The 24,753-nt window shown below is 69.3% G+C and carries 23 protein-coding genes and 6 pseudogenes; 15 read left to right on the top strand and 14 right to left on the bottom strand.

Features of this window, described 5'->3' with window-relative positions; translation table 11 throughout:
• Positions 1 to 267 precede the first annotated feature (267 nt).
• From ACFWJX_RS22615 to ACFWJX_RS22590, 6 genes are all read right to left on the bottom strand, one after another.
• A complete protein-coding gene (locus ACFWJX_RS22615) occupies positions 268 to 1,245 on the bottom strand; it encodes an aldo/keto reductase (protein ID WP_383245972.1) in 978 nt (325 codons plus the stop codon).
• A gap of 47 nt (positions 1,246 to 1,292) precedes the next feature.
• Positions 1,293 to 2,492: an XdhC family protein gene (locus ACFWJX_RS22610; protein WP_383245969.1), complete on the bottom strand. Its 1,200-nt coding sequence runs from the start codon at positions 2,490 to 2,492 to the stop codon at positions 1,293 to 1,295.
• Positions 2,493 to 2,638: 146 nt separating this feature from the next.
• Positions 2,639 to 4,846, bottom strand: coding sequence for a xanthine dehydrogenase family protein molybdopterin-binding subunit (locus ACFWJX_RS22605; RefSeq protein WP_383245967.1), 2,208 nt, complete (start codon positions 4,844 to 4,846; stop codon positions 2,639 to 2,641).
• Positions 4,843 to 5,823 (bottom strand): FAD binding domain-containing protein, encoded by a 981-nt coding sequence (locus ACFWJX_RS22600; RefSeq protein WP_383245964.1) that lies wholly within the window; start codon positions 5,821 to 5,823, stop codon positions 4,843 to 4,845. The genes ACFWJX_RS22605 and ACFWJX_RS22600 overlap by 4 nt, the downstream gene beginning before the upstream one ends.
• A gap of 5 nt (positions 5,824 to 5,828) precedes the next feature.
• Positions 5,829 to 6,482 carry a (2Fe-2S)-binding protein gene (locus ACFWJX_RS22595; protein ID WP_307079922.1) on the bottom strand — a complete coding sequence of 218 codons (654 nt, stop codon included), beginning with the start codon at positions 6,480 to 6,482 and terminating at the stop codon, positions 5,829 to 5,831.
• Positions 6,483 to 6,715: 233 nt separating this feature from the next.
• A complete protein-coding gene (locus ACFWJX_RS22590) occupies positions 6,716 to 7,606 on the bottom strand; it encodes a helix-turn-helix transcriptional regulator (RefSeq protein WP_383245961.1) in 891 nt (296 codons plus the stop codon).
• Between the two features lie 316 nt (positions 7,607 to 7,922).
• Between ACFWJX_RS22590 and ACFWJX_RS22585 the strand changes: the two are divergent.
• The 4 genes and pseudogenes from ACFWJX_RS22585 to ACFWJX_RS22570 form a co-directional block, all read left to right on the top strand.
• Positions 7,923 to 8,366, top strand: a pseudogene (locus tag ACFWJX_RS22585) (TetR/AcrR family transcriptional regulator); the annotation flags it as partial.
• A 284-nt stretch (positions 8,367 to 8,650) separates the two neighbouring features.
• Positions 8,651 to 8,812, top strand: a pseudogene (locus ACFWJX_RS22580) (alpha/beta hydrolase fold domain-containing protein); the annotation flags it as partial.
• A gap of 158 nt (positions 8,813 to 8,970) precedes the next feature.
• Positions 8,971 to 9,303, top strand: a pseudogene (locus ACFWJX_RS22575) (alpha/beta hydrolase fold domain-containing protein); the annotation flags it as partial.
• A 97-nt stretch (positions 9,304 to 9,400) separates the two neighbouring features.
• On the top strand, positions 9,401 to 9,661 hold the full coding sequence (locus ACFWJX_RS22570) for a hypothetical protein (RefSeq protein ID WP_383246421.1): 261 nt from the start codon (positions 9,401 to 9,403) through the stop codon (positions 9,659 to 9,661).
• Here ACFWJX_RS22570 and ACFWJX_RS22565 read toward each other — a convergent pair.
• A pseudogene (locus ACFWJX_RS22565) lies at positions 9,606 to 9,749 on the bottom strand (transposase); the annotation flags it as partial. The gene ACFWJX_RS22570 and the pseudogene ACFWJX_RS22565 overlap by 56 nt on opposite strands.
• A 169-nt stretch (positions 9,750 to 9,918) precedes the next feature.
• On the opposite strand from ACFWJX_RS22565, the gene ACFWJX_RS22560 reads away from it, so the two are divergent.
• Positions 9,919 to 10,122, top strand: coding sequence for a winged helix-turn-helix domain-containing protein (locus ACFWJX_RS22560; RefSeq protein ID WP_383245958.1), 204 nt, complete (start codon positions 9,919 to 9,921; stop codon positions 10,120 to 10,122).
• Positions 10,123 to 10,345: 223 nt separating this feature from the next.
• Here ACFWJX_RS22560 and ACFWJX_RS22555 read toward each other — a convergent pair whose 3' ends face one another.
• Both ACFWJX_RS22555 and ACFWJX_RS22550 read right to left on the bottom strand, forming a co-directional pair.
• Positions 10,346 to 11,371, bottom strand: coding sequence for an aldo/keto reductase (locus ACFWJX_RS22555; protein WP_356596318.1), 1,026 nt, complete (start codon positions 11,369 to 11,371; stop codon positions 10,346 to 10,348).
• A gap of 431 nt (positions 11,372 to 11,802) precedes the next feature.
• A pseudogene (locus tag ACFWJX_RS22550) lies at positions 11,803 to 12,159 on the bottom strand (transposase); the annotation flags it as partial.
• Positions 12,160 to 13,173: 1,014 nt separating this feature from the next.
• On the opposite strand from ACFWJX_RS22550, the gene ACFWJX_RS22545 reads away from it, so the two are divergent.
• Complete coding sequence (locus ACFWJX_RS22545; RefSeq protein WP_383245955.1) at positions 13,174 to 13,638, top strand: hypothetical protein; 465 nt, start codon at positions 13,174 to 13,176, stop codon at positions 13,636 to 13,638.
• A gap of 48 nt (positions 13,639 to 13,686) precedes the next feature.
• Here the strand turns inward: ACFWJX_RS22545 and ACFWJX_RS22540 are convergent, their stop codons facing one another.
• Complete coding sequence (locus ACFWJX_RS22540) at positions 13,687 to 14,355, bottom strand: hypothetical protein (RefSeq protein WP_383245952.1); 669 nt, start codon at positions 14,353 to 14,355, stop codon at positions 13,687 to 13,689.
• Between the two features lie 50 nt (positions 14,356 to 14,405).
• Positions 14,406 to 14,777: a hypothetical protein gene (locus ACFWJX_RS22535; RefSeq protein ID WP_383245951.1), complete on the bottom strand. Its 372-nt coding sequence runs from the start codon at positions 14,775 to 14,777 to the stop codon at positions 14,406 to 14,408.
• Between the two features lie 177 nt (positions 14,778 to 14,954).
• Here ACFWJX_RS22535 and ACFWJX_RS22530 point away from each other — a divergent pair, with 177 nt between their 5' ends.
• Together ACFWJX_RS22530 and ACFWJX_RS22525 are read left to right on the top strand one after the other, a co-directional pair.
• Positions 14,955 to 15,752: a hypothetical protein gene (locus ACFWJX_RS22530; protein ID WP_383245948.1), complete on the top strand. Its 798-nt coding sequence runs from the start codon at positions 14,955 to 14,957 to the stop codon at positions 15,750 to 15,752.
• Positions 15,753 to 15,868: 116 nt separating this feature from the next.
• The gene (locus ACFWJX_RS22525) at positions 15,869 to 16,042 is read left to right on the top strand and encodes a hypothetical protein (RefSeq protein ID WP_383245945.1); all 174 of its coding nucleotides are present in this window, start codon (positions 15,869 to 15,871) and stop codon (positions 16,040 to 16,042) included.
• A gap of 65 nt (positions 16,043 to 16,107) precedes the next feature.
• Here the strand turns inward: ACFWJX_RS22525 and ACFWJX_RS22520 are convergent, their stop codons facing one another.
• Positions 16,108 to 17,067 (bottom strand): RNA polymerase sigma-70 factor, encoded by a 960-nt coding sequence (locus tag ACFWJX_RS22520; protein ID WP_383245942.1) that lies wholly within the window; start codon positions 17,065 to 17,067, stop codon positions 16,108 to 16,110.
• A gap of 181 nt (positions 17,068 to 17,248) precedes the next feature.
• Here ACFWJX_RS22520 and ACFWJX_RS22515 point away from each other — a divergent pair, with 181 nt between their 5' ends.
• The gene (locus ACFWJX_RS22515) at positions 17,249 to 17,734 is read left to right on the top strand and encodes a carboxymuconolactone decarboxylase family protein (protein ID WP_383245939.1); all 486 of its coding nucleotides are present in this window, start codon (positions 17,249 to 17,251) and stop codon (positions 17,732 to 17,734) included.
• Between the two features lie 76 nt (positions 17,735 to 17,810).
• Here the strand turns inward: ACFWJX_RS22515 and ACFWJX_RS22510 are convergent.
• Positions 17,811 to 17,969 (bottom strand): annotated as a pseudogene (locus tag ACFWJX_RS22510) (glycerol-3-phosphate acyltransferase); the annotation flags it as partial.
• 402 nt (positions 17,970 to 18,371) lie between these two features.
• Here ACFWJX_RS22510 and ACFWJX_RS22505 point away from each other — a divergent pair.
• The 5 genes from ACFWJX_RS22505 (at position 18,372) to ACFWJX_RS22485 (ending at position 23,316) form a co-directional block, all read left to right on the top strand.
• A complete protein-coding gene (locus ACFWJX_RS22505; protein WP_383245936.1) occupies positions 18,372 to 18,710 on the top strand; it encodes a hypothetical protein in 339 nt (112 codons plus the stop codon).
• Positions 18,707 to 20,284, top strand: a complete 1,578-nt coding sequence (locus ACFWJX_RS22500) for a transporter (protein ID WP_383245934.1) — start codon at positions 18,707 to 18,709, stop codon at positions 20,282 to 20,284. The genes ACFWJX_RS22505 and ACFWJX_RS22500 overlap by 4 nt, the downstream gene beginning before the upstream one ends.
• Complete coding sequence (locus ACFWJX_RS22495; protein WP_383245931.1) at positions 20,284 to 20,463, top strand: hypothetical protein; 180 nt, start codon at positions 20,284 to 20,286, stop codon at positions 20,461 to 20,463. Before ACFWJX_RS22500 ends, ACFWJX_RS22495 begins: the two co-directional genes overlap by 1 nt.
• A 922-nt stretch (positions 20,464 to 21,385) precedes the next feature.
• Entirely contained in the window at positions 21,386 to 22,123 is a 738-nt protein-coding gene (locus tag ACFWJX_RS22490; RefSeq protein ID WP_383246398.1) for an ATP-grasp domain-containing protein, read from the top strand.
• Between the two features lie 170 nt (positions 22,124 to 22,293).
• The gene (locus ACFWJX_RS22485) at positions 22,294 to 23,316 is read left to right on the top strand and encodes a hypothetical protein (protein WP_383245928.1); all 1,023 of its coding nucleotides are present in this window, start codon (positions 22,294 to 22,296) and stop codon (positions 23,314 to 23,316) included.
• A gap of 67 nt (positions 23,317 to 23,383) precedes the next feature.
• Here ACFWJX_RS22485 and ACFWJX_RS22480 read toward each other — a convergent pair whose 3' ends face one another.
• Positions 23,384 to 23,809 carry a hypothetical protein gene (locus ACFWJX_RS22480; protein WP_383245925.1) on the bottom strand — a complete coding sequence of 142 codons (426 nt, stop codon included), beginning with the start codon at positions 23,807 to 23,809 and terminating at the stop codon, positions 23,384 to 23,386.
• A gap of 257 nt (positions 23,810 to 24,066) precedes the next feature.
• Between ACFWJX_RS22480 and ACFWJX_RS22475 the strand changes: the two genes are divergently transcribed.
• Positions 24,067 to 24,555, top strand: a complete 489-nt coding sequence (locus ACFWJX_RS22475; protein WP_383245924.1) for a hypothetical protein — start codon at positions 24,067 to 24,069, stop codon at positions 24,553 to 24,555.
• Positions 24,556 to 24,753: the final 198 nt, after the last annotated feature.

Here is a 24,753-nt window from a genome sequence, read left to right as displayed (position 1 = left end):
TGCGTCCAGGCCGTCGAAGACGCCCTCAGCCATCGGGGCATCCCGCCGGGCACCGTCGGGCCGGCCACCACGGCCCTGAACGAGGCCTGACGACCTATATGACCCTCGCCCCGGACGTCTCCCGTACGACCTCGGCGCCCGTGGTGGAAAACGAGCTGCTGCCCCGGCGGACGTGCCGGGGCAGCAGTGGGAGCTCAGAGAGCCTGAGCCGCGTGAGCCTGAGGGCGGTTCGGCGCTGGACGGGCGCCGATGCCCCGGTGTGGCCGGTCAGTGCTCGATGGCGGCCATGCCGCTCTCGTCGTGGCGCTCACCGGCGGGCGGGGTGAGGTTGTTGAGCCGCTCGATCTGGTCGGTGCTGAGCTTGATGCGGTCGGCGGCGGTGTTCTCCTCGACGCGGGCGGCGCGCTTGGTGCCTGGGATCGGGGCGACGTCGTCGCCCTGCGCGAGAAGCCAGGCCAGGGCGATCTGGGCCGTGGTGGCGTCGACCTCGGCGGCGATGGCCTGGACCTCATCGACGATGCGCAGGTTGAGCTGGAAGTTCTCGCCGGTGAAGCGCGGGTTGGTCTTGCGCCAGTCGTCGTCGGCGATGTCGTCGGGAGAGCGGAACGTGCCGGTGAGGAAGCCGTGGCCGAGCGGCGAGTAGGGCACCAGGCCGATGCCGAGTTCGCGCAGCAGTGGCAGCAGTTCGGCCTCCACGTCGCGCGTCCACAGCGAGTACTCGGTCTGCAGCGCGGCGACCGGGTGGACGGCGTGGGCGCGGCGGATCGTCTCGACCCCGGCCTCGGACAGGCCGATGTGGCGGACCTTGCCTTCTGCTACCAGCTCGGCGAGGGTGCCGACGGTCTCCTCGATCGGGGTGTCGGGGTCGACCCGGTGCTGGTAGTACAGGTCGATGTAGTCGGTGTCGAGCCGCTTCAGGGAGCCTTCGACGGCGGTGCGGATGTTCGCCGGGCTGCTGTCCAGGACGTACGGTCCGCCGCCGGCGTGCGAGTACATGCCGAACTTCGTCGCCAGCACGACCTGGTCGCGGCGGCCTCGGAGGGCCTGGCCGACCAATTCTTCATTGATGAAGGGTCCGTAGATCTCGGCGGTGTCGATATGGGTGACGCCCAGGTCCAGTGCCCGGTGGATGGCGCGGATCGACTCGGCGTCATCGGTGCTCGCACCGGAGTAGAAGGCGGACATCCCCATGGCGCCCAGGCCGATCCGGGAGACGTTCAGCCCACCGAGTGAAACGTGCTGCATCAGATAGCTCCGTTCTTAGGTTTCCGATTTCCGGGCGCACTCGCCCCTCATCCAGGCAACCACTCGTCGGCCACCGTCGGGCCCGCGTATGGGGTACTGCTTTTCGGTGGGTCCGCCAGTGCCCCCTTCCACGACGCCGAGACTGGGGCATGGATCGGGCCGGTGCGGCGGGAGAGGGGCAGGCCGGTGCCCTCGTTGGCCCGGGCGATGATCTCTGCGGTGATGGAGACGGCCGTTTCCTGGGGTGTGTGGGCGCCCAGGTCGAGCCCGATCGGGGAGTTGAGGCGCGCGAGGTCTGCCTCCGGTACGCCGGCCTCCCGCAGCAGCTCCAGGCGCTGTTCGTGGGTGCGCCGGGAGCCCATGGCCCCGATGTAGCCGACCGGCAGGCTCAGCGCGACGTGCAGGAGGGGGATGTCGAACTTGGCGTCGTGCGTGAGGACACAGACGGCGGTACGGGCGTCCACTTCGGTGGCGGCCAGGTACCGGTGCGGCCAGTCGGCCACGACCTCGTCCGCGTGCGGGAAGCGGGCGCGGGTGGCGAAGACGGGGCGGGCGTCGCAGACCGTGACCCGGTAGCCCAGAAAACGCCCCGCCTCGCTCAGCGCGTCGGCGAAGTCGACGGCACCGAAGATCAGCATGTGGGGAGGCCGAGCACTGGTGTGGACGAGCACCGACAGCCGCTCGGGGCAGGTGTCGGCGTCCCCGCCGACCTCGATCCGGCCGGTGCGGCCCGCCCGCAGCAGCGCACGCGCCTGCGCCGCCACAACCTCGTCCTCGCGTTGCCCGCCCAGGGTTCCGTCGTACGGGCCCTCGGCAGGCACGTAAAGGGTGCCGCCGAGGAGTTCTTCCGGGCCGTTCACGATCTGGGCCACTGCGGTTGGTCGGCCCGCCACCATCTCGGCGAGGGCTGCGGTGAGTTGGGGCTGCACCGCGGGATCCACCCGCTGTACCAGGATCTCGATCTCGCCACCGCAGGTCAGGCCCACGGCGAAGGCGTCGGAGTCCGAGTAGCCGAAGCGCGTCAGTACCGGGGCACCGGCGGATTCGAGGGTCTCCCGGCACAGTTCGTAGACCGCTGCCTCCACGCAGCCGCCGGAGACGCTGCCGATCACGTCGCCGTCGGTGCTCACGGCGAGTGCGGTGCCGGGTGGCAGGGGTGCGCTGCCGCTGACGTCGGCGACGGTGGCGAGGGCGAAGGGACGGGCTTCCCGGCACCAGGCGTACAGCGTTTCCGCGATGTTCAGCATGGACGGGTCCTCACCGGGTCTTCCTCGAGGGATGTGGTGAACGGGCCGCCGCCGCACCGCCGGGGGGACGGAGTTCGCGGCGGCGGCCCTGGTGTGCCCTGCGTGGCGGGGGTGGCCCGCAGGGCGGTCGTGGCGGGCCCGGTTGCTCAGAGCAGGGCTTCGGCCGTGATGGGCAGTTCGCGGATGCGGCGTCCGGTGGCGTGGAAGACCGCGTTGGCGAGGGCGGCGGCCACTCCGAGCTGGACGACTTCGCCGATGCCCTTGACGCCGATGGGGTCGGCCTCGTGGTCCTCGCCGTCGAGGTAGATGGCCTTGAGGTCGGGGATGTCGGCATTGACGGGGACGAGGTAGTTGGCGAGGTCGGCGTTCACGATCCGGCCGTCGCGCTGGTCCATGACCATGTGCTCCAGCAGGGCCTGCCCGATGCCGCCGACCATGCCTCCAAGGGCCTGGCTGTCGGCGAGCTTGGGGCTGATGACGCGGCCCACGTCGTAGACGCCGAGCATCCGCCGCACCCGGACAAGACCGAGGCGGGCGTCGACGCCGACCTCGGCGAACACCGCGCCGTAGGAGTGCACCGAGGCCCGGTGGGACTCTTCTGGAGTGTAGGAGCCGAGCACCTCGAGGTAGGTGCGGTTGTTGCGGGCCAGGAGCCGCTGGTAGGTCTCCCCGCGCGCGGGGTTGTCCTTCACGTGCAGCCGCCCGCCGCGTACGACGACGGTGTCGGCGTCGGCGCCGTACAGCGGCGAGTCCTGGTCCTCGACGGCGAGTTCGATCGCCTGCTTGCGCAGCTTGTCGCAGCCGTCCTGGACGGCGGAGCCGACGTTGGCCATGGTCATGGAGCCGCCGTGCGGCGGGGTCACTGGCATGCGGGAGTCGCCGAGCCGGAAGGTCACGTTGCGCATGGTCAGGCCGAGGGCGTCGGCGGCGAGCTGGCTCTGGGAGGTGTAGGTGCCGGGGCCCATGTCGCTGGTCGCGGCCTCGACCAGGGCCGTGCCGTCGGCGTTGAGCCGGACCGACGCCTGGGCTGCCCAGTAGAGGTGGTGGTAGACGCCGGCGGCCATGCCGGTGCCGATCAGCCAGTCCCCGTCGCGGGTCGAGCGGGGCTTGGGGTTGCGGCGGTCCCAGCCGAACTCGCGGGCGCCGGTGGTGTAGCACTCGCGCAGCCGCCGGGTGGAGAACGGCAGTCCGTTCGACTCGTCCTCGGCCGGCTCGTTTCGCCTGCGCAGCTCGATCGGGTCGATGCCGAGTTCGTGGGCGAGTTCGTCCATCGCCGACTCGACGGCGAAAGAGCCGGTGGCGTAGCCGGGCCCGCGCATCCAGCACGGCGTGTTCACGTCGAGCGACACCGTCCGGTATTCCTGGCGGACGTTGGGGGTGCTGTAGAACATGTTGCCGGGGGCCAGGACGCCCTCTTCCGTGAAGTTCTCGTACGTCGAGGTCTCGGCCGTGACGTCGTTGACCATAGCGGTCAGGCGCCCGCGCCGGTCACTGCCCAGGCCTAGCCGGAACTCGTACGTGGGCCGGTAACCGACCCCGAAGTAGAGCTGCTTGCGCGAGAGCACGAGTTTGACCGGGCGGCCCGTCTCGCGGGCGGCGACGGCCGCGATCGTGACGTGCGGCCAGGAGCGGATCGCGCCGCCGAACCCGCCGCCGACGAACGGCGAGATGACCCGGATCGACTCCTGCGGAATACCGAGCACGGCGGCCAGCTCGACCTGCGTGCCGGGCACCCACTGGGTCTTGTCCCACAGGGTCAGCTTGTCCCCGTCCCAGCGGGCGATGGTGGCGTGCGGCTCCATCGGGTTGTGGTGGTTGCGGCCCAGATGGTACGCAACATCCAGCTGTACGGCGGCGGAGGCGAGCGCCTTGTCCGCGTCACCGCGCGCGTAGGTGATGGGCTTCCAGTCCGGGCGGTCGGCCGGGTCGGCCATGTCGGTCGACGGCTGCCGGGCGTCGTAGGAGACCTTCACCAGGCTCGCCGCGTGCTGTGCCGTCTCCAGCGTGGTGGCGACGACGGCGGCGACCGGCTGCCCGTGGAAGCGGACCTGGTCGTCCTGGAAGACGTGCAGTCTGTCGCCTTCCAGCGGGTCGATCGAGGCGGGGTTGTCGCGGTAGGCCAGCTTGGGCGCGTTGAGGTGGCTGATCACCTTCAGGACGCCGGGCTGGGCGAGGGCGGCGCGGGTGTCGATGCCGGTGATCCGGCCGCGAGCGACCGTGCTGTCGACGACGACCGCGTGGACCACGCCGCCGATGTCGTGCTCGGCGGCGTACGTCGCCTTCCCTGTCACCTTCAGCCGGCCGTCCACACGGGACAGCGGCGCTCCCACGGCTGCCTGCGGCTGAGGGCTCACTTGGTACCTCCTACGACGCGCAGCTGGCGTTCGACGGTGCGCTTCACCAACTCGACTTTGAAGCGGTTGTGCTCCAGGGGGCGGGCCCCGTCGGCCGCGCGTTCGGCCGCCGCAGCCCACAGGCTTGCCGACGGTCGTTCGCCGATGAGGTGCCTCTCGACGGCGGGCAGCTTCCATGGCACGGTGCCGACGCCTCCGGCGGCGACCTTGGCCTCCTGGATCCGCCCGCCGCGGATGTGCAGGGCGACGGCCGCGGAGGTGAGGGCGAATTCGTAGGACTGCCGGTCTCGGACCTTCAGATAGCCGGACTTCAGGGGGCGGGGAAGCGGCGGGATCTCCACGGCACTGATCAACTCGCCCTGCTGGATGGCCTGTTCGCGGTTGGGTGTGCTGCCGGGCCGGAGCAGGAAGTCGGCGAAGGGCACGGTGCGCTGTCCGTCCGGGCCGAGCAGGTGCACGGTCGCCTCGAGTGCGGCGAAGGCGACGGCCACGTCCGAGGGATGGGTGGCCACGCAGTTCTCGGAGGTGCCGAGGATCGCGTGGGTGCGGTTGAAGCCCTCCAACGCGGCGCAGCCCGATCCGGGTTCGCGCTTGTTGCAGTTCGCGGTGACGTCACGGAAGTACGTGCACCGGGTGCGCTGCATGATGTTGCCGCCGATGGTGGCCATGTTCCGCAACTGGGCGGAGGCGCTCAGCTCTAGGGCCTGTGAGACCACCGGATACAGGGCGCGCACCCCGGAGTGGGCGGCGACTTCGGACATCCGGACCAACGCCCCGATGCGCAGGCCCCCGTGCCGGGTGACGACGATCTCGCGCAGCGGCAGGGCACTGATGTCGACCAGGGTTCTGGGCCGCTCGACGGTCTCGCGCATCAGGTCGACCAGGGTGGTGCCGCCGGCGATGTAGCGTCCGCCGCGTCGGCCCGCGTCCAGGGCCTCGCGGGTGTTCTCCGCCGTGGTGTACGAGAAGGGGTACATGGCGCTCACTTCCCGTGCGCGGTCTGCTCGACCGCGCGCACGATCTTGACGTAACAGCCGCAGCGGCAGATATTGCCGCTCATGAACTCCCGGATCTCGTCCTTGGAGCCGGTGTGCCCCTCCTGGATGCAGCCGACGCCGGACATGATCTGGCCGGGGGTGCAGTAGCCGCACTGGAAGGCGTCCTGTTCGATGAACGCCTGCTGGAGCGGGTGCAGTTCGTCGCCGTCGGACAGGCCCTCGATGGTGGTGACCTCGGCGCCCTCCAGCCGTATCGCCAGCGTCAGGCAGGAGTTGACCCGCCGTCCGTCGACCAGGACCGTGCAGGCCCCGCAGGCACCTGCGTTGCAGCCCTTCTTGCTGCCGGTCAGCTCCAGATGCTCGCGCAGCAGATCCAGCAGCGAGGTCCGGTTGTCTACTGTGACGGTGTGCCGCTTGCCATTGACGGTCAGGGAGACACGGCCGCTGGGTGGTCCGTCAGCGGCGACCGCCTCCTCGGCGCCCAGGCCGAGTGGTCCCGCCAGACCGCCCGCCATCACAGCACCACCGACGACGGCGGTCGTGGCGACGAAGGTGCGCCGGGACGGTTCCGACGTGGACGGTTCCGACGGGGGTGCGGTCGGCGGAGGGGCAGCTGAATCAGTGACTTCAGTAGACATGCGTACGCTTTCTACTCGGTGGAAGGTCAACGGCCTTGCTGATCGGCGCGCTTGCAGGAGAGCTGGTGTCGTCTCCCAGGTGTGGCAACCGGCCGGCCCGCCCCGTCGCCTGAGATGACGGATGACGCCTCGGTGCGTGAGGGCCTGCGGCGGCAGGGCCGCTGCACTCCATCCGGCGTGGGCCATCGTTGTCCCGCTGCTCGGGAAGTGATCCTGCGGTTGCGCCGCGGGTGTCAGCCGGCCGGGTCGCGTGTCTGTCGGGTGGTGTGGGGGTTGGTGGCGGACGTGGTGGCCCAGCTGGAGAGGATGCCCAGGGCTTCGGCGGTGGGAGAGGAGGGTTCGGGCGTGTAGATGACGAGGCACTGTTCGGGGTCGCCTTCGACGGCGAGGACCGCGAATTCGAGAGTGAGGTCGCCGACGAGAGGGTGGTGCAGGCGTTTGGTACCGGTGGTGTGCGCGACGACGTCGTGGTCGGCCCACAGGCTGCGGAAGATGTCGCTGCGCAGGGACAGTTCGCCGATCAGCTCGGTGAGCTGCGGGTCGTCGGGGTGGCGGCCGGCGTACAGGCGGAGCCTGGACACGCAGGTCTCGGCGACCTCGTCCCAGTCGGTGTACAGGGTGCGGGCGGCCTCGTCGAGGAAGACGTAGCGGGCGAAGTTGCGCTCGCGGTGGGGCCGGGCTTCGAAGTCGGTGTAGAGGGCGCAGGCGAGCTTGTTGGCGGCCAGGATGTCCAACCGTCGCCCCTCGATCACCGCGGGGACGCTGAGCGCGTCCAGGGTGCGGTAGAGGACCGGGTGGACCCTTTGGGGGGCGAGAGGGCGCTGGCGGCGGGTTCGGGCGGTGGGCTTGGGCTGCGCAAGGGTGAAGAAATGGGCACGTTCGACGTCGTCGAGGTGCAGAGCGCGGGCGACGGCGTCCAGGACGGCCTCGGAGACGCCCTGGGTGCGGCCGCGCTCCAGGCGGACGTAGTAGTCGACGCTGACTCCGGCTAGCTGGGCGACTTCCTCGCGGCGCAGCCCCGGCACGCGGCGGGGCCCCGGGTGTGGGGTGAGGCCAGCCTGCTCGGGAGTGATCCGGGCCCGGCGGGTGCGCAGGAACTCACGGATCTCGCTGCTGCGGTCCATGGGAACCACCGTAGGACGGCCTCCCGCCCCGTCGGGCCCTGAAAGGGGTACTGGCAGACCCCCCCCGGAAGTGCGGCGGCGCGTCGGGACCGCGGGCGGTTGCCTGGACGGCGGCTACCCACAGCGCCCCCATGCCAGCGCCATCGACGCCGTCGTGCCTTGGCAAATGACAGTTCCTTATCGGTGTGACAGAGAGCCCCGCCGAGTAGCTGTATGCACAGCTCCGATGGACGCCTGCTGACCCGTGCGCACAGCGTGGGCCCATGGTGAAAAATTTGCCAAGCAGGAAAGATTGCCAAAATAGAAAGAATCCTGGATGATCACCGGCGTGACGTTCGAGTTGAGCCTGAGGCAGCGGAAGAAGCTGGCGACGCGCTCCGCGTTGAGCCACGCCGCGTGGTCATTGATGGCGGAGCAGGGTCTGGACGCGGCGACCCCGGAGGCCGTCGCCGAGGCGGCGAATGGGTCGCCGCGGACGTTCCGCAACTACTTCGGGAGCCGTGAGAAGGCGATCCTCCACGGATTGGTCTCTCGGGGCACCACCCTCGTCGACACCATGCGGGCCAGGCCTGCGGAGGAACCGGTGTGGGATTCCCTGGTCAAGGTGCTTCCGGCCTTCACAGCGACGTTCCCCGTTCAGCGCGACGACATCGCGGTGTTGATGCGCGCAGTGGCCGAGACCCCGACGATGCGGGCCCAGCATTTTGTCGCCTACGAGGACGCCTATCAGCGACTCGCCGAGTTCATCGCCGACCGTACCGGCACCGATGGTCGAGCGGGACCTGGCTCCGCGACTCCTGGCCGCCACGGCAGCCGCAGTGCTGCGGACGTCGGCTCGAGATCGGGGCCAGAGGCGAAACCGGCGCCACACTGCCGGACCTGGTCCGCGAGGGCCTGGCACAACTGCGTGACGGTCTCCCGGTCGGTGCGGGTGAAACGACCGCCCACCGGTCCGGCGTTCGCCCGCAGGGTGTCCGGACGATTCCGAACGCGCCCGACGAGGAGACCACCTGATGACATCGTTCCCCCTGCCGAGCGCGCCGGCTGGCGTCGCACAGTCCCGCACCCGCCGCAGTGGAGGACGCCTACGCCGCGCTGCGTGGCCTGGTCGCGCAGGCGCGTCACCTCCACATCGACATCGACCGCATCGCGATCGGCGGTGCCAGCGCGGGCGGCGGCATCGCCGCGGCCCGCGCGCTGCTCGCCCATGACCGTGCCGCGTCCGGTGTTCCAACTGCTGGTCTACCCGATGCTGGACGACCGCACGACAACGCGAACCGACCTGGACGCCCTCGACGTGCGCCTGTGGACGGCCAAGAGCAACAGGTACGGCTGGTCGTCCTACCTCGGCGACGCCGTCGCGGGCCCGGACGTCTCCCCGTACGGCGGCCGCGGCGCGCCGCGAGGACCTCAGCGGCCTTCCTCCGGCCTGGATCGGAGTGGGCACCCTCGACCTTTTCCACGACGAGGACGTCGAGTACGCGCGCCGACTGGACGACAGCGGGGTCCCGTGTGGACTTCACGTCGTCCCCGGGGCTTTTCACGGGTTTGACGCGGTGTTTCCCGATGTCGAGGTCTCTCGGGACTTCTGGCGTCAGCAGGAGAAGGCGCTTGCGCGCGAGCTGCAGCGGAGTCGAGGCCGGCCGCGGTCGGGGGCCGAGTGCGAGCGAAGACAGAAACACCATGAACAGCCGTAGGGGAACCCCTCGAAGAGACCTTCGCGGGCGACACCCGCGCCGTCGGCGCCTGCAGGTGCACCGACCGCGACCGGTGATACGCACCACGGTCGTATCCGTGAGTCAGTCGGCAGAAGCGGGATGGAGCCGGGCGGAAAGCCGTCAGAGCCCGCTGCCGGAGCCCGCCCGGCGCCTCGCCGCAGGCAGCGCACTGGTGCTCCTCCTGAGCGGTGTCGTTTCCCTGATCGTCTGGTTCTGCGTCACGTTCCAGGCCGTCGTCACACCCGTACTGCTCGCGCTGCTGGGTGCGGCCCTGCTCGGCCCGCTCTCCTGCGGGCCACGTAGGCGCGTGTGCGTGGCTCCCAGGCCATGCGGCTGACGGTGATCATGTAGAGGGCGTGGTTGGCCTGACGGCCGCCTCCGCGGTTGAGGCGGTGGCGGCTGGTCTTGCCGGAGGACGCGGGGATCGCAGCAGCCATCCGCCATGAAGGAGGTACGGGTGACCCAGTACACCGACCGGATTCCCGCACACCCCGAGCCGCACGAGTTCACCCTCCAGGCGGTGCTGGACGCGCTCGTGGATCCGGTGCGCCGCAGCATCACTGCCCAGCTGTACCGCGCCGGGCAGCACGTCAGATGCGGAGGCCTCGATCTGCCGATGGCCCGCTCACCGCCACGCACCACTTCAACGTCCTGCGTGCGGCGGGCATCATCCGCCAGTACTACGCGGGCACATCCAAGATGAACGCTCTGCGCGCCGACGAACTGAACGCCCGGTTCCCGGCCTTCCTCGACGCCTGTGTGCGTGAGGCCGCCGAGAACCTCAGTCCGGCAGGCTGAACGGTCCGGGCTGTATTTCGTCCTGTTCCCAGGGGATGGACGCACCATCACGGCGTCGATGCGGCCGACCGAGACGCACGTCGACGGGGAGCCTCATAGGAAGCGGCCGTTCTTTCGCGCTTCGTTGCTCGACTTCTCGAAGCGTGAAGAACGGCCATGTCACGCGCCGTCGGTTTCCTGGGATCTCAGCAGGTCGAGTGACCTGTGATGGCAATTCCCAAGCTTACGGCAGGGGCGAATTGCCGTGCCCGCCTTCCGAGCTCGTCCCCAGCTTGGCCCCGACGTCGATCATGGCGAGCATCGGCTCGCTCAATCGCGCGCCCTGCACCTTGATCTGAGCGAAGCCGTCCTCGATATCCGCGATGTCGGCGGTGGTCAGCCGGACCTGCAGAGCGTCCATGTTTTCTTCCATGTGCCCCTGCGTGATCGGCCCCGGAATGGGCACGATCCACGGCTTGCGGGCGAGCAGCCAGGCCAGTGCTGTCTGGGCAGGCGTCGCCTGGTGGCGTGCTCCCACACGCTGCAACAGTTCGACAACGGGCCAGTTCGCGCGACGCGCCTCCGGAGTGAAGCGGGGCAGTGAAGCCCTCAGATCCGCGGGGCCGTGCACCATCATCGGAGTGACAGTGCCGGTCAGATAACCCATTCCGAGCGGACTCCACGGCACGAACCCGATGCCCAGCTCTTCGCAGGCCCGCAGTGCTTCTATCTCCGGATCGCGTGTCCAGACGGAGTATTCGTTCTGCACCGCCGTGACCCGCTGAACCTTGTGCGCGCGACGAATGGTCGCCCCGCCAGCAGCGGACAGGCCGAAGTGGCGGATCTTGCCCTCGGCGATCAACTCCTGGACCGTCCCGGCCACTTCCTCGATGGGCACCTTGGGATCGACGCGGTGTTGATACATGAGGTCGACGTAGTCGGTCTTCAGGCGCCGGAGTGATTCCTTGGTCACCTGCCTGATGTGCTCGGGACGGCTGTTGAGGCCCTGAATCTGGCCGTCCCGACCGATGTCGAACCCGAACTTGGTAGCGATCACCACCTTGTCGCGTACCGGCTTCAGTGCCTTGCCGACTATCTCCTCGCCAAGGTACGGCCCGTAGACTTCGGCGATATCGAAAAACGTGACACCCCGGTCATAGGCCGCCCGGATCACCCGGACCGCTTCCTTGGTGTCGGTCGGCGGCCCGTACATCCCGGCGAAGTTCTGGCAGCCCATTCCCAGGGCGGAGACTTCCAGCGAGCCGAGCATGCGGCGCTCTGTGCTCATCGGGTGTGAACTGGGCGCGGAAGGTTTAGGGGTTGTTGCCTGCGCGGCTGAAGCAGGTATGAAGGACGCTGCGCCAACTCCAAGGCCGGCAGCCATGAATCCACGGCGGTTCACGACGGTTCTTCTCCTCTTTGTTCTTGACTCGAATCGGGTTCACTGAAGGAGGCTGATTGTTGAGTGCGAAAGACGCAGACAGCTCGCGATGGGCGTGATCCCTGCTCGAATTAAGTAAAGCATTTGCAAACCCAGTGTCGATGGCTGGAGGGGGCCCCCTTCGTCCAGGGGTCTGTCAGTCCCCCCTTGGCGGGGGCGGTCGTAAACCTTGATTTGGCTTGAGTGTGGGCTAGTTGGCATGACAGGCGTTGGTGGCGCTGGATAGTCGGCGACCAGCCGTGGCCGGACGGCGGTGCGGATTAACTGAGCGTTTTCAGAGTGGCCACCGATGGAGTGATGGAGTCGGCGCGTATCTCGTAGCGGATCCGGAGTCGCTTGAACTGGTGGAGCCAGGCGAAGGTCCGCTCGACAACCCAGCGGATCTTCCCCAGTCCGGAGCCGTGCGCGGTGCCTTTCCGGGCGAACTTCGGTGTGATGCCGCGGGCGCGGAGAAGACGACGGTACGTTTCGTAGTCGTAGCCGCGGTCGGCGAACAGCCGGCCGGGTCCGTGACGTGGCCGCCCTCGAATTCCGCGGATGCGGGGCATCGCGTCCAGCAAGGGCATCAGCTGAGTGACATCGTGACGATTTCCGCTGGTCAGCGAGACGATCAGCGGAGAACTGAGCGAGCGCGTCGACGGCATCTCGCGGATCACCTTCCAGCGGGCCGCCTCCGGCAAGTACACGCCGAAGGAGAAGACGCTCGTGGCCTTCACCGAGGCGTGCGGCCGTCCCGGCAAACTGCCGACGCTACTCAGGCTTCGTGTCGAGGCCCGGATCCTGGAGCGCGGGAGGCTCAAGGAACTCAGCGCGCCCAGGCCTGACTCATCAGCGACCGGCGGGATCTGAGCCGTGCCCTCGAATGGTTTTACGAAGCGGCCGGAGCACCTACCATCCGCGAGATTCAGACCCGGAGCCAACAACCGTTCGTACTGCCGACCAGCACAATCCAGCGGATCATTGCGCGTACCATCACCCCGGTCGACCTGCCGCAACTCCTCGCCTTCGTCCGCGGCTGCGGCTACGACGGCGAGGAGAAAATCTGGACGGACGTCTGGAACAAGATCACGCAGCATCCGGTGTCCGCTCCGGCACCGGCTGTTCCTCCTGTGGTCATGCCAAAGCCCGCGCCTGCAGCCGACTCGACGACCCACGCACTGATTGCGCGTCGACAGTCGGACGCATACCGCAGGCGCACCCCCCATAAAACCGGCGCCGCGACGTCGGCTCAGACCGCCCACAAGAACGAAAAGATAAGCCTCCTCCAGGCCGCGGCTGTTGGCGGCGTGGTGGGCGGGGTAGCTAGTCTCCTGGCTATTCTGCCGGGATCCAAGAGTGCGGCGACCGTGATCCAAGACGCCGTCAACAAGGCGTAGAAGCCTGCAACGTACTCTGCACGCACAGATGTGACCCCCGGCACCTTCCCTGTCGGTGGTCGCTTCGTGCTGTCCGGGTCAAGGCCCTGCGATGAGCCACGGAATCAGCGCGGCGTCCAGGTTCTGGCTGTAGCGGTAGACGACGGTGATCTCGCGCCCCGGCGGTCTGCTCGGCAAGCAGCCCAACGGGGTACAACTCCGAAGATCACCGGTCCCGGTGGAACGGGTCAGCGATGTCGGGGTGGTCGGGGCCGAGTGCTTCTCTACGCCCAGCCCCTCACCCGGGTCGTGCGGCTCACCGTCAACGACGTCGTGCAGGACGGAAAAGCAGTACTTCTCCGTCTCGGGAAACCGGCCTCACCCGTCCCCGAGCCGGCCGCTTGCCTCCTGCTGGACTACATCGCCGACCGCGACAACATGAACACCGCCACCAACCAGGCATCACCCTGGCTGTTTCCCGGCCGCCAGCCCTTCCGCCCCGACCACCTGTCCGCACTCCTCAACGACATTGGTGTCCCAGTGGCCGCCGCCCGCGGCGCCGCCACCCGGCAACAGCTCCTTGAGATGCCCGCTCCCGTCGTCGCCAACGCCCTCGGCTACCACGACAAGACCACCACCCGGCTCCGCAACGAGACCGGCGGGACATGGAGCCGATACGCCCCTGGGGATCACTCAAGATCGCCAGCGGGCTGGGCTCCTCGGGGAACCGGCGACCGCTGAACACGAAGCCACCAGCAAAAACGTGCCGGTGGGCAGACGGATTGGCTCTCAGAGGGCCTGCGGATAGCCGATTTCGGAGATGTCTTGGGCCAGGTCCGCCAGGGTGACCTCTACGTTCAACGACGACACGAGTTCCTGGCTCAGCGGCCGCAAGGCATACAGGTCACTTACCGCCTCCAGATCCACAGAGACCTCGTAATAGTCCTCGGCGAATCGCTGGAACGCTTCGGGTGAGCGGTCGACCAGTAGTTGGAACAAACCCGTCGCCCCATCAGGGTCGGCGCGGTTCGAGGGGAATTCGATCGTGCCGTGGTGCCACTGATCATCCGTCGCCTCCCGCCACAAGCAGGCCGTCACGACGTGCACGCCATCCTCGTCGGTGAAAGCCGGCTCCTCGACGAAGGTCTTGAAAACATCGGGAACGTCGTCGATCACTCCCGGCCAGGGCTCGCCATCCTGGCCATATGGGCTCATCGGCGATTCATGGCTGAAGCCGCGGACATAGACCCCGGCCGCCGAGAACGCGATGGAGTACTCGTCTCCTGACCCGTTGCGCATCGAGGCCATCTCCTCGCCTTCAGCCCAAGCGGCGTTGAAGGAGTGGTACCGGCTTTCCCAGTCCGGGCTCAGGATCGCGTCGAGCATCGCAAGCGAGCGGCACAGGTCCCGCAGGTCGGCGATGGTGGGAAGCTGGCGGGCTACGTCATAGACAGTCACGGGCTCATCCAACCGGATCCCTCTGACATCAGCCCCGCTCCTGCCAGACGTCACGGGCAGTAGCAGTTCCGGAGCCGGATGGGCCAACACGCGACAGTTGAATAGGCGAGCCCCACCAGTAGAGGCCGGGCTTCGAGCTGGCTCGCCAGCTCCTGCCGGGCGGTCGATGTCCTCGCGTACCCGATGCGGACCGGGCGCTCGGTGCGGAGCGCGGGCACGGCGGCGAGCGCCGGGCCTTGCTTCCACGCGCGGCCGGGGTGGCGGTCGGCGGGGACGAGGACTTCGAGTTCCTCGCGGAGCGCGGGGACGAGGACGAAGCGCGGGGTGTGGTACTTCGCGGCGGTCTTCCCGCCGCGGGTGCGGTAGGCGGAGCCGGCGGGTGCGTCACAGTTCGGGCAGTCGTGACGTTCTACCGCCTCCATGCCGCTGTCGCTACTTTGCACCGTGGGTCAGGGATAGGACACCGGGGCCGAACCGGTGCGGCGCCCCCACGCTATGCCCGGGATCACACCGGCGCGGAGAAGATTTATTACCGGTGAGCCCGCTCCCCGGGACCGGGAGGAGAACGGACTCACCCACTCAAAGGAGCGCACCGGCAGATGTGGAACTATCTCTACGAGCCCTACCAGCCCATGGACCAAGCCGTCAGGGGCCCTGGTAACTACTACGTCCCGCACCCCCCGGCGGTGACCTCCCCAGATGGCACCGTGAGGATCCTCAGCGTGGACGGAGGCGCCCGCCTCTCCGACGTCCCGGCGCACATCACCGAACGTTCGCCCGGACCGCCGCCCTCGCAGGAACTGGTGGGCATGCTGGTGAGCAGCCAGCAGGCTATGGACGAAGAGATCATGACCTATGACCTGGACGGCATTGCCAAGGACGTCCTCGTACTGCCACGCGGCGCGCAATGGCGGAATGCACTGAGGGCCGCGCTGGTCGGAAGCTGGAGCGATGCCCTGTGGGACACCGGGTATCTGCCGGTGACCGCGCTCGGTGCGCTCAAGGCACAAGCCCGTAGGGAGCACCGGCAACAGGTGCCGCTCTGGCGGCGGCGGACCCGGCACGGGCGGGTGCTGTCGCTGGACGCGGCGCTCGGCGACGGGCTGTCGCTGTACGAACTGGTCGCCGCCGACGTCGATGTGCTGAACCAGGTGACAACCGCGGACTTCACGGACGAACGGGTCACCGCGATGCTGCACCGCTTGGATCCCGCCGAGCAGCAGGTGGTGCTCGCTTACGCGTACGGCGAGGGCGGCACCTGGACCGAGGCTGCGGCCGTCGCCGGCGCCACCGATCCGGAGGCCTTCGGCGAACGGATCCGGCGCAAGGCCAAAAGGCTCGCCGCCGAACAGCGCCGCCGAACAGCGCAGCGACGCCCCACTCCGCCGGCATCCTGACGCGCGATTGGGCGCCCTTCAGCAGAACCAAGTAGCCCAGGCTGCCAGCCCGGGAGCCGCACACCCTTCACGCCACATGCGAGACACGCATGCCCTGATCACGGAAGAAGCCCTCTGTGCCGACGCTTGCCCTACTCGTTCTCATCCTGCTCGGTCTGGCCTTCGTCCTTGTCCCCGGAGCCCTCGCATACCTGGCGTACCGCCATCCCGCCGCACGCGGGCCGATGACCGTTGGCATCACCGCCGTGGCGGCCATGGCCACGATCGTTGTCCCGATCGCCGTCCGCTGAGCCGATGCCCGGCTCCCACCGGCCCCGGGGCCGTCGTTCAGGGTTCGCGAACACGCCCCGAGGGATCACGGAAGGTCACCAGCGGGCTGGGCTCCTCGGGGAACTGGCGACAGTTGATTACGCCAGCCCACCAGTACCGTCTCGCGGTTCATGCGTGACAGCTTCTCGGGATTGCGGACGGCGTAGAGGCCGGTGATGAGGCCGGCGTCCAGACGGAGGGCCACGACCGTGTCGATCCGGCCGTCGCAGCGGATGCTCAGGGCCGGGTGGCCGTTGACCAGGGTCGGTTGGAGCAGGGCGCCGCTGAGCCTGGCCAGGACCTCGGTCACGTCGGTCACGCCCACCACCGGTTCCACGGCGGCCCGGACGACTCCGCCGCCATCTGCCAGGAGGACGACGTCCGGGGCAATCATGTTGAGGAGTCCGGTCAAGTCACCTGTTTCCACCGCCTGTTGGAAGGCGGCGAGCGCGTCGCGGGTCTGGGAGGGGGAGACCGTCTCGCGAGGGCGGCGCGCGGCGACGTGGGCGCGGGCGCGGTGCGCGATCTGGCGGACGGCGGGCGGGTTCTTGTCGAGGGCATGCGCGATCTCGTCGTAGTCCAGGTCGAAGACGTCCCGCAGCACGAACACGGCACGCTCGGTCGGCGTGAGGGTCTCCAGTACGAGGAGCATCGCCATGGAGACACTGTCTGCGAGCTCGACGTCCTCGGCCACGTCGGGCGCGATGAGCAGCGGTTCGGGCAGCCACGGGCCGACGTAGGACTCCTTGCGGCGGCGGAGTGTGCGAAGGCGGGTCAGGGACTGGCGGGTGGTGATGCGGACCAGGAAGGCGCGCGGGTCGCGGACTGTGGTGTGCTCGACGCCCGACCAGCGCAGCCACGTCTCCTGGAGGACGTCCTCGGCGTCGGCCGCCGAGCCCAGCATCTCGTAGGCCACCGTGAACAGCAGATTGCGGTGGGCGACGAAGCTATCCGTGACCGTGGTCGTGGCCGCCCCTGCATCGGGACCGGCATCCCTGTCCGCCATCGTCAGCTCCCGACTTCTGTCTCGCTACCTATGGTGCGTGTTGTACACGGGACGCCGCTGACCCCGGTTCTGTGACAGCCGCGCCCCGTGGCCCACGTCACATCCGCCTCATGTCACGGGAGCGCGGCGACCGGCGCCTCATGGGCATCAGCCACACGATTCCACGAGTGAGGAAGCCCCGATGGAAACCCGTATGAACCTGTTCGACACCGAGCTCGGCACGAAGGTCGGAAAGCGGATCTACGCCGTCAGCCAGGTCATCCAGGAGTCGCCGCTGCCCAAATCCACCCAGGAGTTGGTGCAGCTGCGAGCCAGCCAGATCAACGGCTGCGGCTTCTGCGTCGACATCCACAGCAAGGACGCCGCCGCGGCCGGCGAGGACGCGGCCCGGCTCAGCCTCGTCGCCACCTGGCGGCACTCCACCGTGTTCACCGACGCCGAGCGGGCCGCGCTGGCCCTCACCGAGGAGGGCACCCGCATCATCGACGGATATGCAGGGGTCACTGACGAGACCTGGGCCCGGGTGCGCAAGCACTACGACGAGGAGCAGGCTATCGCTCTCGTCTCCCTCGTCGCCATGATCAACGCGACCAACCGGCTCGGCGTGATCCTCAACAACCAGGGTGGATCCTACGTGCCCGGCAACCTGACCACCGTCGCCGGTTGACGCACCGAGACCGGCCCCGATCGAAGGATCGGGGCCGGTCGTCGTGCGGGAGCGGTCGGGAACTGGTCCAGCCCGCCCCGTCATCGCGGTGAGTCGAGTTGATCGCGTCGGCGATCTCGCTGCGTCGGGCGTGCACGATGACGTCGGTGCCGGCGTCCGCCAGGATCTTGGCGACGGCGGTGCCCCAGGAACCGGCCGAGAACACCGCCGCACGGGCGGAACGGTGCTGCCTCACTGAGGGGTCCTCTCGCTGGACGCAGGCCCGTCACCGGGGCGGAGACCGGGCCCGGCATCGTATCGGCCGCGCCGGATGAGGCGGACCTCCGGCAGGGCGCCGCAGGGTCAGCAGGACCGCGCGGCGGCCCGGCAGCGTGGGCAGCACCTGGTGCGCCTCACGCAGCATGTTCTGCGCCTGGTCCTCGCCCAGCTCGCGCCGCAGCTCGTCCCGGCCACTGCTGCCGCTCCCGATCACGCAGTGCCCGCTCACCGTCCACACGGCTCCGTATTGGGCGGACGAACAGACCTGCGTCCGGGGCCTGCGGGTACGTGCATGTGTCTGATTGACTCCGCGCCCACCCCCACACCCGTACTCGCACCCCTTCCGGGGTGTCGGATCGACGTGAGCGGAGCCGCCCACATGTCCTTCGGACCGCAGCCCTGGCAGGGGCCGCCGCACCATGACGCATTCGCAGCCGCCGGGCGACCTCCCGCGGAGCGCGAGCGACCCGACGCCGAGGAGGCGGCGCGCCTGGCCGTCGGGCTGCGGCTCGGCGTCCGGATCGCCGTGGCCTGGCTGCTCTATGTGCTGCCCGCCTCCCTCGTGCCGGCCTTGTACGGTACGCGGATCGCCGGGCCGGTGAGCCTCGGTGTGCTCCTGGCCGTGGTGCCGTTCGGCGTCGGTGTGCACGCGCTCGTGGTGTACGGGCGACGGGTCGACCGGCTCGAGCCGCAGCCGGGTGCCCGGAGGTGGTCGTGACCACGCTGCTCGATCCCTCGTCCCGGTCCCTCGTCTTCGCCGTGTTCTCGGTGTTCGTCGTGATGTGCCTGATGCTGTGCATCGTCACCGGCGCCGACGAGGACGACCGGGCTCTCGTACGGTCCGAGAAACGCAGGCTGCGCTCCTGGCAGCAGGGCATCGCGATGGGCGGCGACACCACCACGGTCGCGACGGTCACCGTACTGGTGGGCATGGTCGCCACGTCCGGCTTCGACGGCCTCGGCGTGATGCTGGGCAGCCTGATCGGGGTCATGTTGCTCCTCGTGCTGATCATCGAGCCGCTGCGCAGGCACGCCTCGTTGACGGCCGCGGACATGCTGGACGCGCGCGGCAGCGGCGGGCCCGCCGTGCGCGTCTCGTGGGGCGCGGTGACCCTGCTCGTCTGCTTCCCTCTGCTGGTCGTGCAGTTGGTGGTGGTCGGCAACGTCGCCGCGGCGCTGATCGGGCAGCCCGGTACACGGACCGGCTGCATAGTGGTCACCGGCTGCGTGATGACGGCGCTCGCCGTCAGTGGCGGAATCCGGGGCACCGGCGTGGTGATGATCGCGAAGTCGGCGATCGCCCTGCCCGTGCTGGTGGTCGCTGCCGTGCTGGTGCTCGACCGCTTCGGCGGGGACCCCGGGCGGCTGCTCGACGCCGCCGCGCACGGCTCGCGGATGGGCGAGGCGTATCTGCGTCCGGGCGGCTACACCGGTGACGGGTGGGTGGGCGCCGTGAACCGGATCGGGCAGACCTTCGGCATGTCGATGGCCACGCTGGCGATGCCCGCCGTACTCATGCGGGCAATCTCGACGAAGAGCCCGCGCGGCGCCCGCACCGTCGGGCGCTGGATGCTCACCGAACTCACCCTGCTGTACGGCGCGCTCACCGTCGTCGGCGTCGGCGCCGCGGCCCTCGTCGGTGAGGCGCTGCGCCAGGCAGGCCCGTCGGCGCAGGTCTTCACGCCGCTGATGCTGGGGCGGGCGCTCGACGGCGGCGGCCTCCTGGTCGCGGCCCTGGCCTGCGTCCTCTTCCTCACCGCGCTCGCGGCCGTCGTGGATGTGACCCTCGCCGCCGGCATCGCCCTGGGACGGGACGTGCTGGGCGCGTACGGCAAGACCGCCGGGAGCCGCCCGGCGGACAAGGCGGATGGAACCGCGTCGCGGTGGTCGGCGGCGCTGACGGGCGCTGTCGCCGCGCTCGTGGCGGTCGTCGTCGCCGACTGGAACCTGGTGGTCGTCTCGACGCTCTGGCTCGCCGTCTGCGGCGCCGCCCTCGCGCCCGTTCTGCTGTACGCCCTGTACTGGCCCGGCTTCACCGCCCGCGGTGCGCTGTGGTGCCTGTGGGGAGCCACGATGCTGAGCATCGCGGCGCTGGTGCTGTCGCCGTACACGTCCGGCACACCCGCGTCGATCTTCCCCGACCAGGACTTCAGGATCTGGGACGTGACGATCCCGGGCCTGGTGACGGTGCCGGCCGGATTTCTGCTGGGCTGGCTGGGCAGCGTCACGGATCGACGCCGGGCGGCCGGCGAGGTACGCGGCGCGGAGCATGTTTCCTGGTCAGCGCCTTGATGGCCGGTCACATCCACGGCAAGGACGGCTGCGAGGGCAGCCGCGGCCCGGCCGGACACGACTGGGAAGCCAGGATGCGCACCATCACCGAGATACAGCCGAACATCACCAAGTGGTTCGATCGCGATGTATGGACCGCCGATGTCAACGACGCCGGCTACACCGTCACCCGGCGCTGACCTACCGCCCAGACCTCGTCTGCCTCGACGGCGTACAGCGTGAAGGATCACGCCGAACCGCGCCAGCTTGTACAGGACGATTTTACGCCCCAGGACTGACAGGCCAGTCGGCCAGCGTCTGACCAGTCTCCTCAACCCGGGCCGGTGGCGCGGCCGGGGGCGTGCGACCGCATCACCGCCGTCTGACAGCGCAGGAAAACGATCGCCTCTGCCAACTTGCCATTGCCCACGGGCTGCACAGTCTCCTGCGCAGCGGCTGCGCAATGCTCATTGCGCAGCCTCACAGCATGGTGCGCGATGCGGACCATGCTGTGAGGCTGCCGCTGCTCGCGGTTGCGCGACCGTCGGGGTGGTTTGCGCAATGGCGGTGACCTGCTGTGGTCGGGGCCGTTGTGCAGAGGTGGCGGGTTGAGTGATCAGCGGCGTCGGTCGTGCATCCAGCCGACGCGCTCTTCGGAGCCGTTGATGGGGTGCCAGACGGCCTCGGACGACCCGTGGTGCAGCAGGTCGGTCAGTGGTGCGGCCAGGGGGCGTCGTGCAGGAGCAGTGGCGCCGTCACGTTGCTGACCGTTGATGTCTCCACGTCACGCACCCGGCGTCACGCTCTGAGGCCTGTGAGCCTCACACCCCATATCCCCAGGTGACGCGGTGAACTATGAGGCTGTGAGCCTGTGAGGTGGAGCTCGCGCGCTGTGCTTCTGTCCTCTGACAGGCGATCCTGACATTGCCAAGTGATCTCGACCAACGCCGGGTTTCTGCCACTTGATCTTGAGCTGTGGCTCGTCGTTCCCTGGCCCACCTTGGGGCCTGCGGCGGGGGAATCTCGGCTGCGGTGGTGGGCACGGTGGGGCTAGCGTGGCGGTTTTGCGGAGTGCAGGAGGGATTCGCGGTGCTGGTCATGCCTGGGCGGCGGACGTCGACGATGGAACTGTTGGCCGTCGAGGCGGCGGGCCGAGGGATGTCGGTCAGGACGGCGGAGGAGCCCGGCCTGGCAGGCCCTGCGCACTGGTACGGCGGACCGGTCGCGGCAGCGCGGCTGGCAGGCCAGCTCGGGTTCGCGTTGCTGGAGCCGACAGACGGCTGGCTCGCCGAGTTGCCGGAAGAGTTCACCGGCCGCCAGGTGCGGGCGGGGACCATCGCGGACGCATGGGCGATCGACCAGCCGACGTTCGTCAAGCCGCCCCGTGACAAGTCCTTCCCGGCCGATGTCTACACCGACGGCTCCCGGCTGTCCTCCGCTCTGGACCCGGCAACACCGGTGCTGCTGTCCGACGTGGTGACTTTCGCGGCGGAGTACCGGCTGTTCCTGCTGGATGGCCGGATCGCCACGGCGAGCCGGTACGCAGTGTTCAGCCGGCTCGACCCCCGCCCGCTCGGTACGGACCGCGCGGACCGGGTCACCGCCGCGCAGATCACGGAGTTCGCCGACCGGCTGGCCGCCGCAGCCGGGCACACGCTGCCGAGTGCCGTCGTCGTGGACGTCGGGCAACTGCTTGACCCGTACCGCCCAGGCCACCGCTGGGCCGTGGTGGAGGCCAACATGGCGTGGTTCTCGCATGCCTACGCGGCCGACCCGGCACGGGTGCTGGACGTGGTCCTGCGGGCGGCGGGGCCACGCGAGCACATGCGGCCGCGAGATCTGGCGTTCGAACGGCACTGATCCGCACTGCGCGAACCGTGCTTCCCGGCGGCCGGGCTGGCCCGGCCGCACTCCAGGAACTGACGCTTCCAGTTCGGTCAAGATCACCTGTCAATCGGTCGAGATCGCATGTCAGAGGACAGCTTCCGTACGCCCTGCACTGGCCCGTCGACGCGCAGGACGATGGAGTCATGGGCGAGCACGACCAGGACCAGGACGACGTCGCCGAACCGGCGCGGCCGACGTTGGGCGCGGCGCAGGCCCGAGAGATGACGGCCGGGCTACGCGAGGCGATGGACGACGTCCGGCGCTCCGTGGCGGTGCTCGCCGCCCGGGTCCGTGACGCGCACGCTGCCCGCGTCTGGACACCCCTCGGTCACCCGAGCTGGGAGGCGTACTGCGAAGCAGAGCTCGGCATCAGCCGTGCGCAGGCGTACCGGCTCCTGGACGTCGCCCGCTCCCTGGCCGCGATCCACGGCGCCGTCGCCGCTGGCACCGAGACGTCTCGCACGCGAGACAGTGACCCGGCCGCCGCGGCCGCGCTCGACTACGGCCTGTCCCAGCGCGCCCTGAGCACCGTCTCCAGCCGCAGCGGCGACGTTGCGGAGCTGATCACCCGCCGCCTCGCCACGCTCGCCCACAGCGGCCTCCAGGCCCTCGAGACCGCAACGGTGCGAGCCGTGGTCCGCCAGGCCGTCCGCGACATCCGCACGGCACCGCCCCCGCCGCCCGCCGAACCGCCGACGGACCCGACCGTCGCCGCGCGGCGCCGCGTCGTCGACGACCTCGCCGCCAGCACCCACGCGATCGGCGAGCTGATGCTCGAAGTCGCGCCGACCTACCTGTCCGACACCGAGGCGGCGACCGGCATCCTGACGCTGCTGTGCGACCAGAACGGCGAGCCCCTCGAGCACGGTGATGGCGCAGCCGCATCCCGTTTCGGTGATCTGTCAGCTCCAGTAGTCCCGGTGGTCCTGGCCGCGCCAGCGGTCGTAGTCGCTGAACGGTGTGGGCAGCCCCAAGTTCAGCCAGATGAGGCGGCCGACTCCATAGGCCACCGGGAGCGCCGCACCGACAACGATGCTCCGCTGCTCGGACAGGTCGAAAACCAGGCGGGCGGTGAAGTAGCCGACCGCGAAGAGCATTCCGGCCCCCACGAGGTACAGCAGGAAGCTGATCACGCCAACCGCCTGGCCCATTACGGCCCCCAATAACGAGAGGAAGACGAACGTCCCCAAGCCAGCGACGGCGATGATCCCGAGCAGCACCATGGCGCCAAGGCTACTCATGGGCCTTGGCCTCATCCATTGCCAGAGCGCGGGAGCACGCCGCCGCGTCGATGTTCAGCAGGGTGCGCGTCATGGTGCTGGTCGGCGCGGACAGCTCCAGGGCGCGGTGCTGGCTCTCGTTCGCGCGGCGGGTGTCTGCGAGGGTGGTGAAGGCGTGGCTGAGGTGGACGTGGTGCTTCTGCTCGCCGTACGTCAGCCAGGTGTCCGACCGCTCGCTCTCGGGGAGCCGGTCCATGAGGGCGTCGGCGGCCTCGAGCGCGGCGCGGGCCTGCTCGTTCTGGTGGTTGAGGGCGTAGGCGCGGGCGGCGACCGCGGTCGCCGGCGTCGCCGCGGCGGTCGGACGGGTGCCGGCGGTGTGCCGGGCCTGGTGGGCGAGGCGTGCCGCCGTCTTCGGGGCACCGTAATTGAGCGGCACCATGGCCTCCCGGGCAGGACCCAGGCGTGTAGCTGGGGGTCGCCGGATTCGGCGGAGGCTCGGGCGGCCGTGGCGAACCATGCACGGGACTCACGGCGACTTCCCAGGTCGTGTAAGACGATCGCGGTCATCCCGGCCATCTGCCCGGCCATGCGGCCCAGCCGTGCCCGGACCGGTGCGGGCTGGGGGACGGTGAGCAGCGGGCGCAGGGTCGTGAAGTCGGTGACCAGGTCGGCCAGGACGCGGGTGGGGGCCTGTCCGTGGTAGCCGTACCCGTAGCTCTCGGCTGCGGCCTCCAGGTCGGCGAGGTCCTCCAGGGCGCCGGGGGAGAGGGTCTGGTCGACGGCGGTCCGAGCGGCGGTGAGGGCGGCGAGCGCCGGAGCGGTGAGGCCGGCGGCGAGCGCGCCACGAAGCAACTGGCGGCGCTTCATCGGATCATCTTCTCCATGGTGGGACTCCGAGCTGAGAGCGGCGGTGTCCTCCCAGGGGTGCGCAGCCAGTCCCAGGAAGGCACCGGGAATGCGCAGACCGCCGGAGATTGTCTCGACAGTTGCCAGCGCGGTGACAGCCGCGGCGCCCCGAGCGATCTGGCTGACACGCTCGGACTTGAGCACGCACGCTTCGGCGATCCGGTTGAAGGAGATTCCCGCCTCGTGGGTCATCGCGAACACCACGGTGAAGTCCCGCTCGCGCAGGGCCCGGACGAACAGGGGGTCGGCCAGCAGACGATGCGGCACTTGGGCAGGTGACGGCGGTAAGTCGTCCACAAGTCCCCCAGAATTCTCGTGGAGGACGAAGCGTCAGCCAAACGACCATACCCACCGTGGGGCTCCATGACGGGGTTATCGCCAGTGCTTTCCGTGGCTGTACTGGCTGGTGTTCGCGGCCGTGCCGTCCAGGGCCGCCCAACCGAGCAGGAGGAGGGTCTTCATGCCCGGTCCCGTCCA

Source organism: Streptomyces sp. NPDC058335 (genome assembly GCF_042723915.1).
Lineage (GTDB): Bacteria > Actinomycetota > Actinomycetes > Streptomycetales > Streptomycetaceae > Streptomyces.
Note: the sequence above shows the minus strand (reverse complement) of the source record. Positions and strands in the feature narration are given on the sequence as shown.

Bases quoted from the DNA above. Each gene is read 5' to 3' on its own strand.
- ACFWJX_RS22615 (WP_383245972.1), bottom strand. From the start codon at position 1,245: ATGCAGCACGTTTCACTCGGTGGGCTGAACGTCTCCCGGATCGGCCTG.
- ACFWJX_RS22610 (WP_383245969.1), bottom strand. From the start codon at position 2,492: ATGCTGAACATCGCGGAAACGCTGTACGCCTGGTGCCGGGAAGCCCGT.
- ACFWJX_RS22600 (WP_383245964.1), bottom strand. From the start codon at position 5,823: ATGTACCCCTTCTCGTACACCACGGCGGAGAACACCCGCGAGGCCCTG.
- ACFWJX_RS22595 (WP_307079922.1), bottom strand. From the start codon at position 6,482: ATGTCTACTGAAGTCACTGATTCAGCTGCCCCTCCGCCGACCGCACCC.
- ACFWJX_RS22590 (WP_383245961.1), bottom strand. From the start codon at position 7,606: ATGGACCGCAGCAGCGAGATCCGTGAGTTCCTGCGCACCCGCCGGGCC.
- ACFWJX_RS22560 (WP_383245958.1), top strand. From the start codon at position 9,919: ATGCGGAGGCCTCGATCTGCCGATGGCCCGCTCACCGCCACGCACCAC.
- ACFWJX_RS22555 (WP_356596318.1), bottom strand. From the start codon at position 11,371: ATGCTCGGCTCGCTGGAAGTCTCCGCCCTGGGAATGGGCTGCCAGAAC.
- ACFWJX_RS22535 (WP_383245951.1), bottom strand. From the start codon at position 14,777: ATGGAGGCGGTAGAACGTCACGACTGCCCGAACTGTGACGCACCCGCC.
- ACFWJX_RS22530 (WP_383245948.1), top strand. From the start codon at position 14,955: ATGTGGAACTATCTCTACGAGCCCTACCAGCCCATGGACCAAGCCGTC.
- ACFWJX_RS22520 (WP_383245942.1), bottom strand. From the start codon at position 17,067: ATGGCGGACAGGGATGCCGGTCCCGATGCAGGGGCGGCCACGACCACG.
- ACFWJX_RS22515 (WP_383245939.1), top strand. From the start codon at position 17,249: ATGGAAACCCGTATGAACCTGTTCGACACCGAGCTCGGCACGAAGGTC.
- ACFWJX_RS22505 (WP_383245936.1), top strand. From the start codon at position 18,372: ATGTCCTTCGGACCGCAGCCCTGGCAGGGGCCGCCGCACCATGACGCA.
- ACFWJX_RS22495 (WP_383245931.1), top strand. From the start codon at position 20,284: ATGGCCGGTCACATCCACGGCAAGGACGGCTGCGAGGGCAGCCGCGGC.
- ACFWJX_RS22490 (WP_383246398.1), top strand. From the start codon at position 21,386: ATGGAACTGTTGGCCGTCGAGGCGGCGGGCCGAGGGATGTCGGTCAGG.
- ACFWJX_RS22485 (WP_383245928.1), top strand. From the start codon at position 22,294: ATGGGCGAGCACGACCAGGACCAGGACGACGTCGCCGAACCGGCGCGG.
- ACFWJX_RS22480 (WP_383245925.1), bottom strand. From the start codon at position 23,809: ATGGTGCCGCTCAATTACGGTGCCCCGAAGACGGCGGCACGCCTCGCC.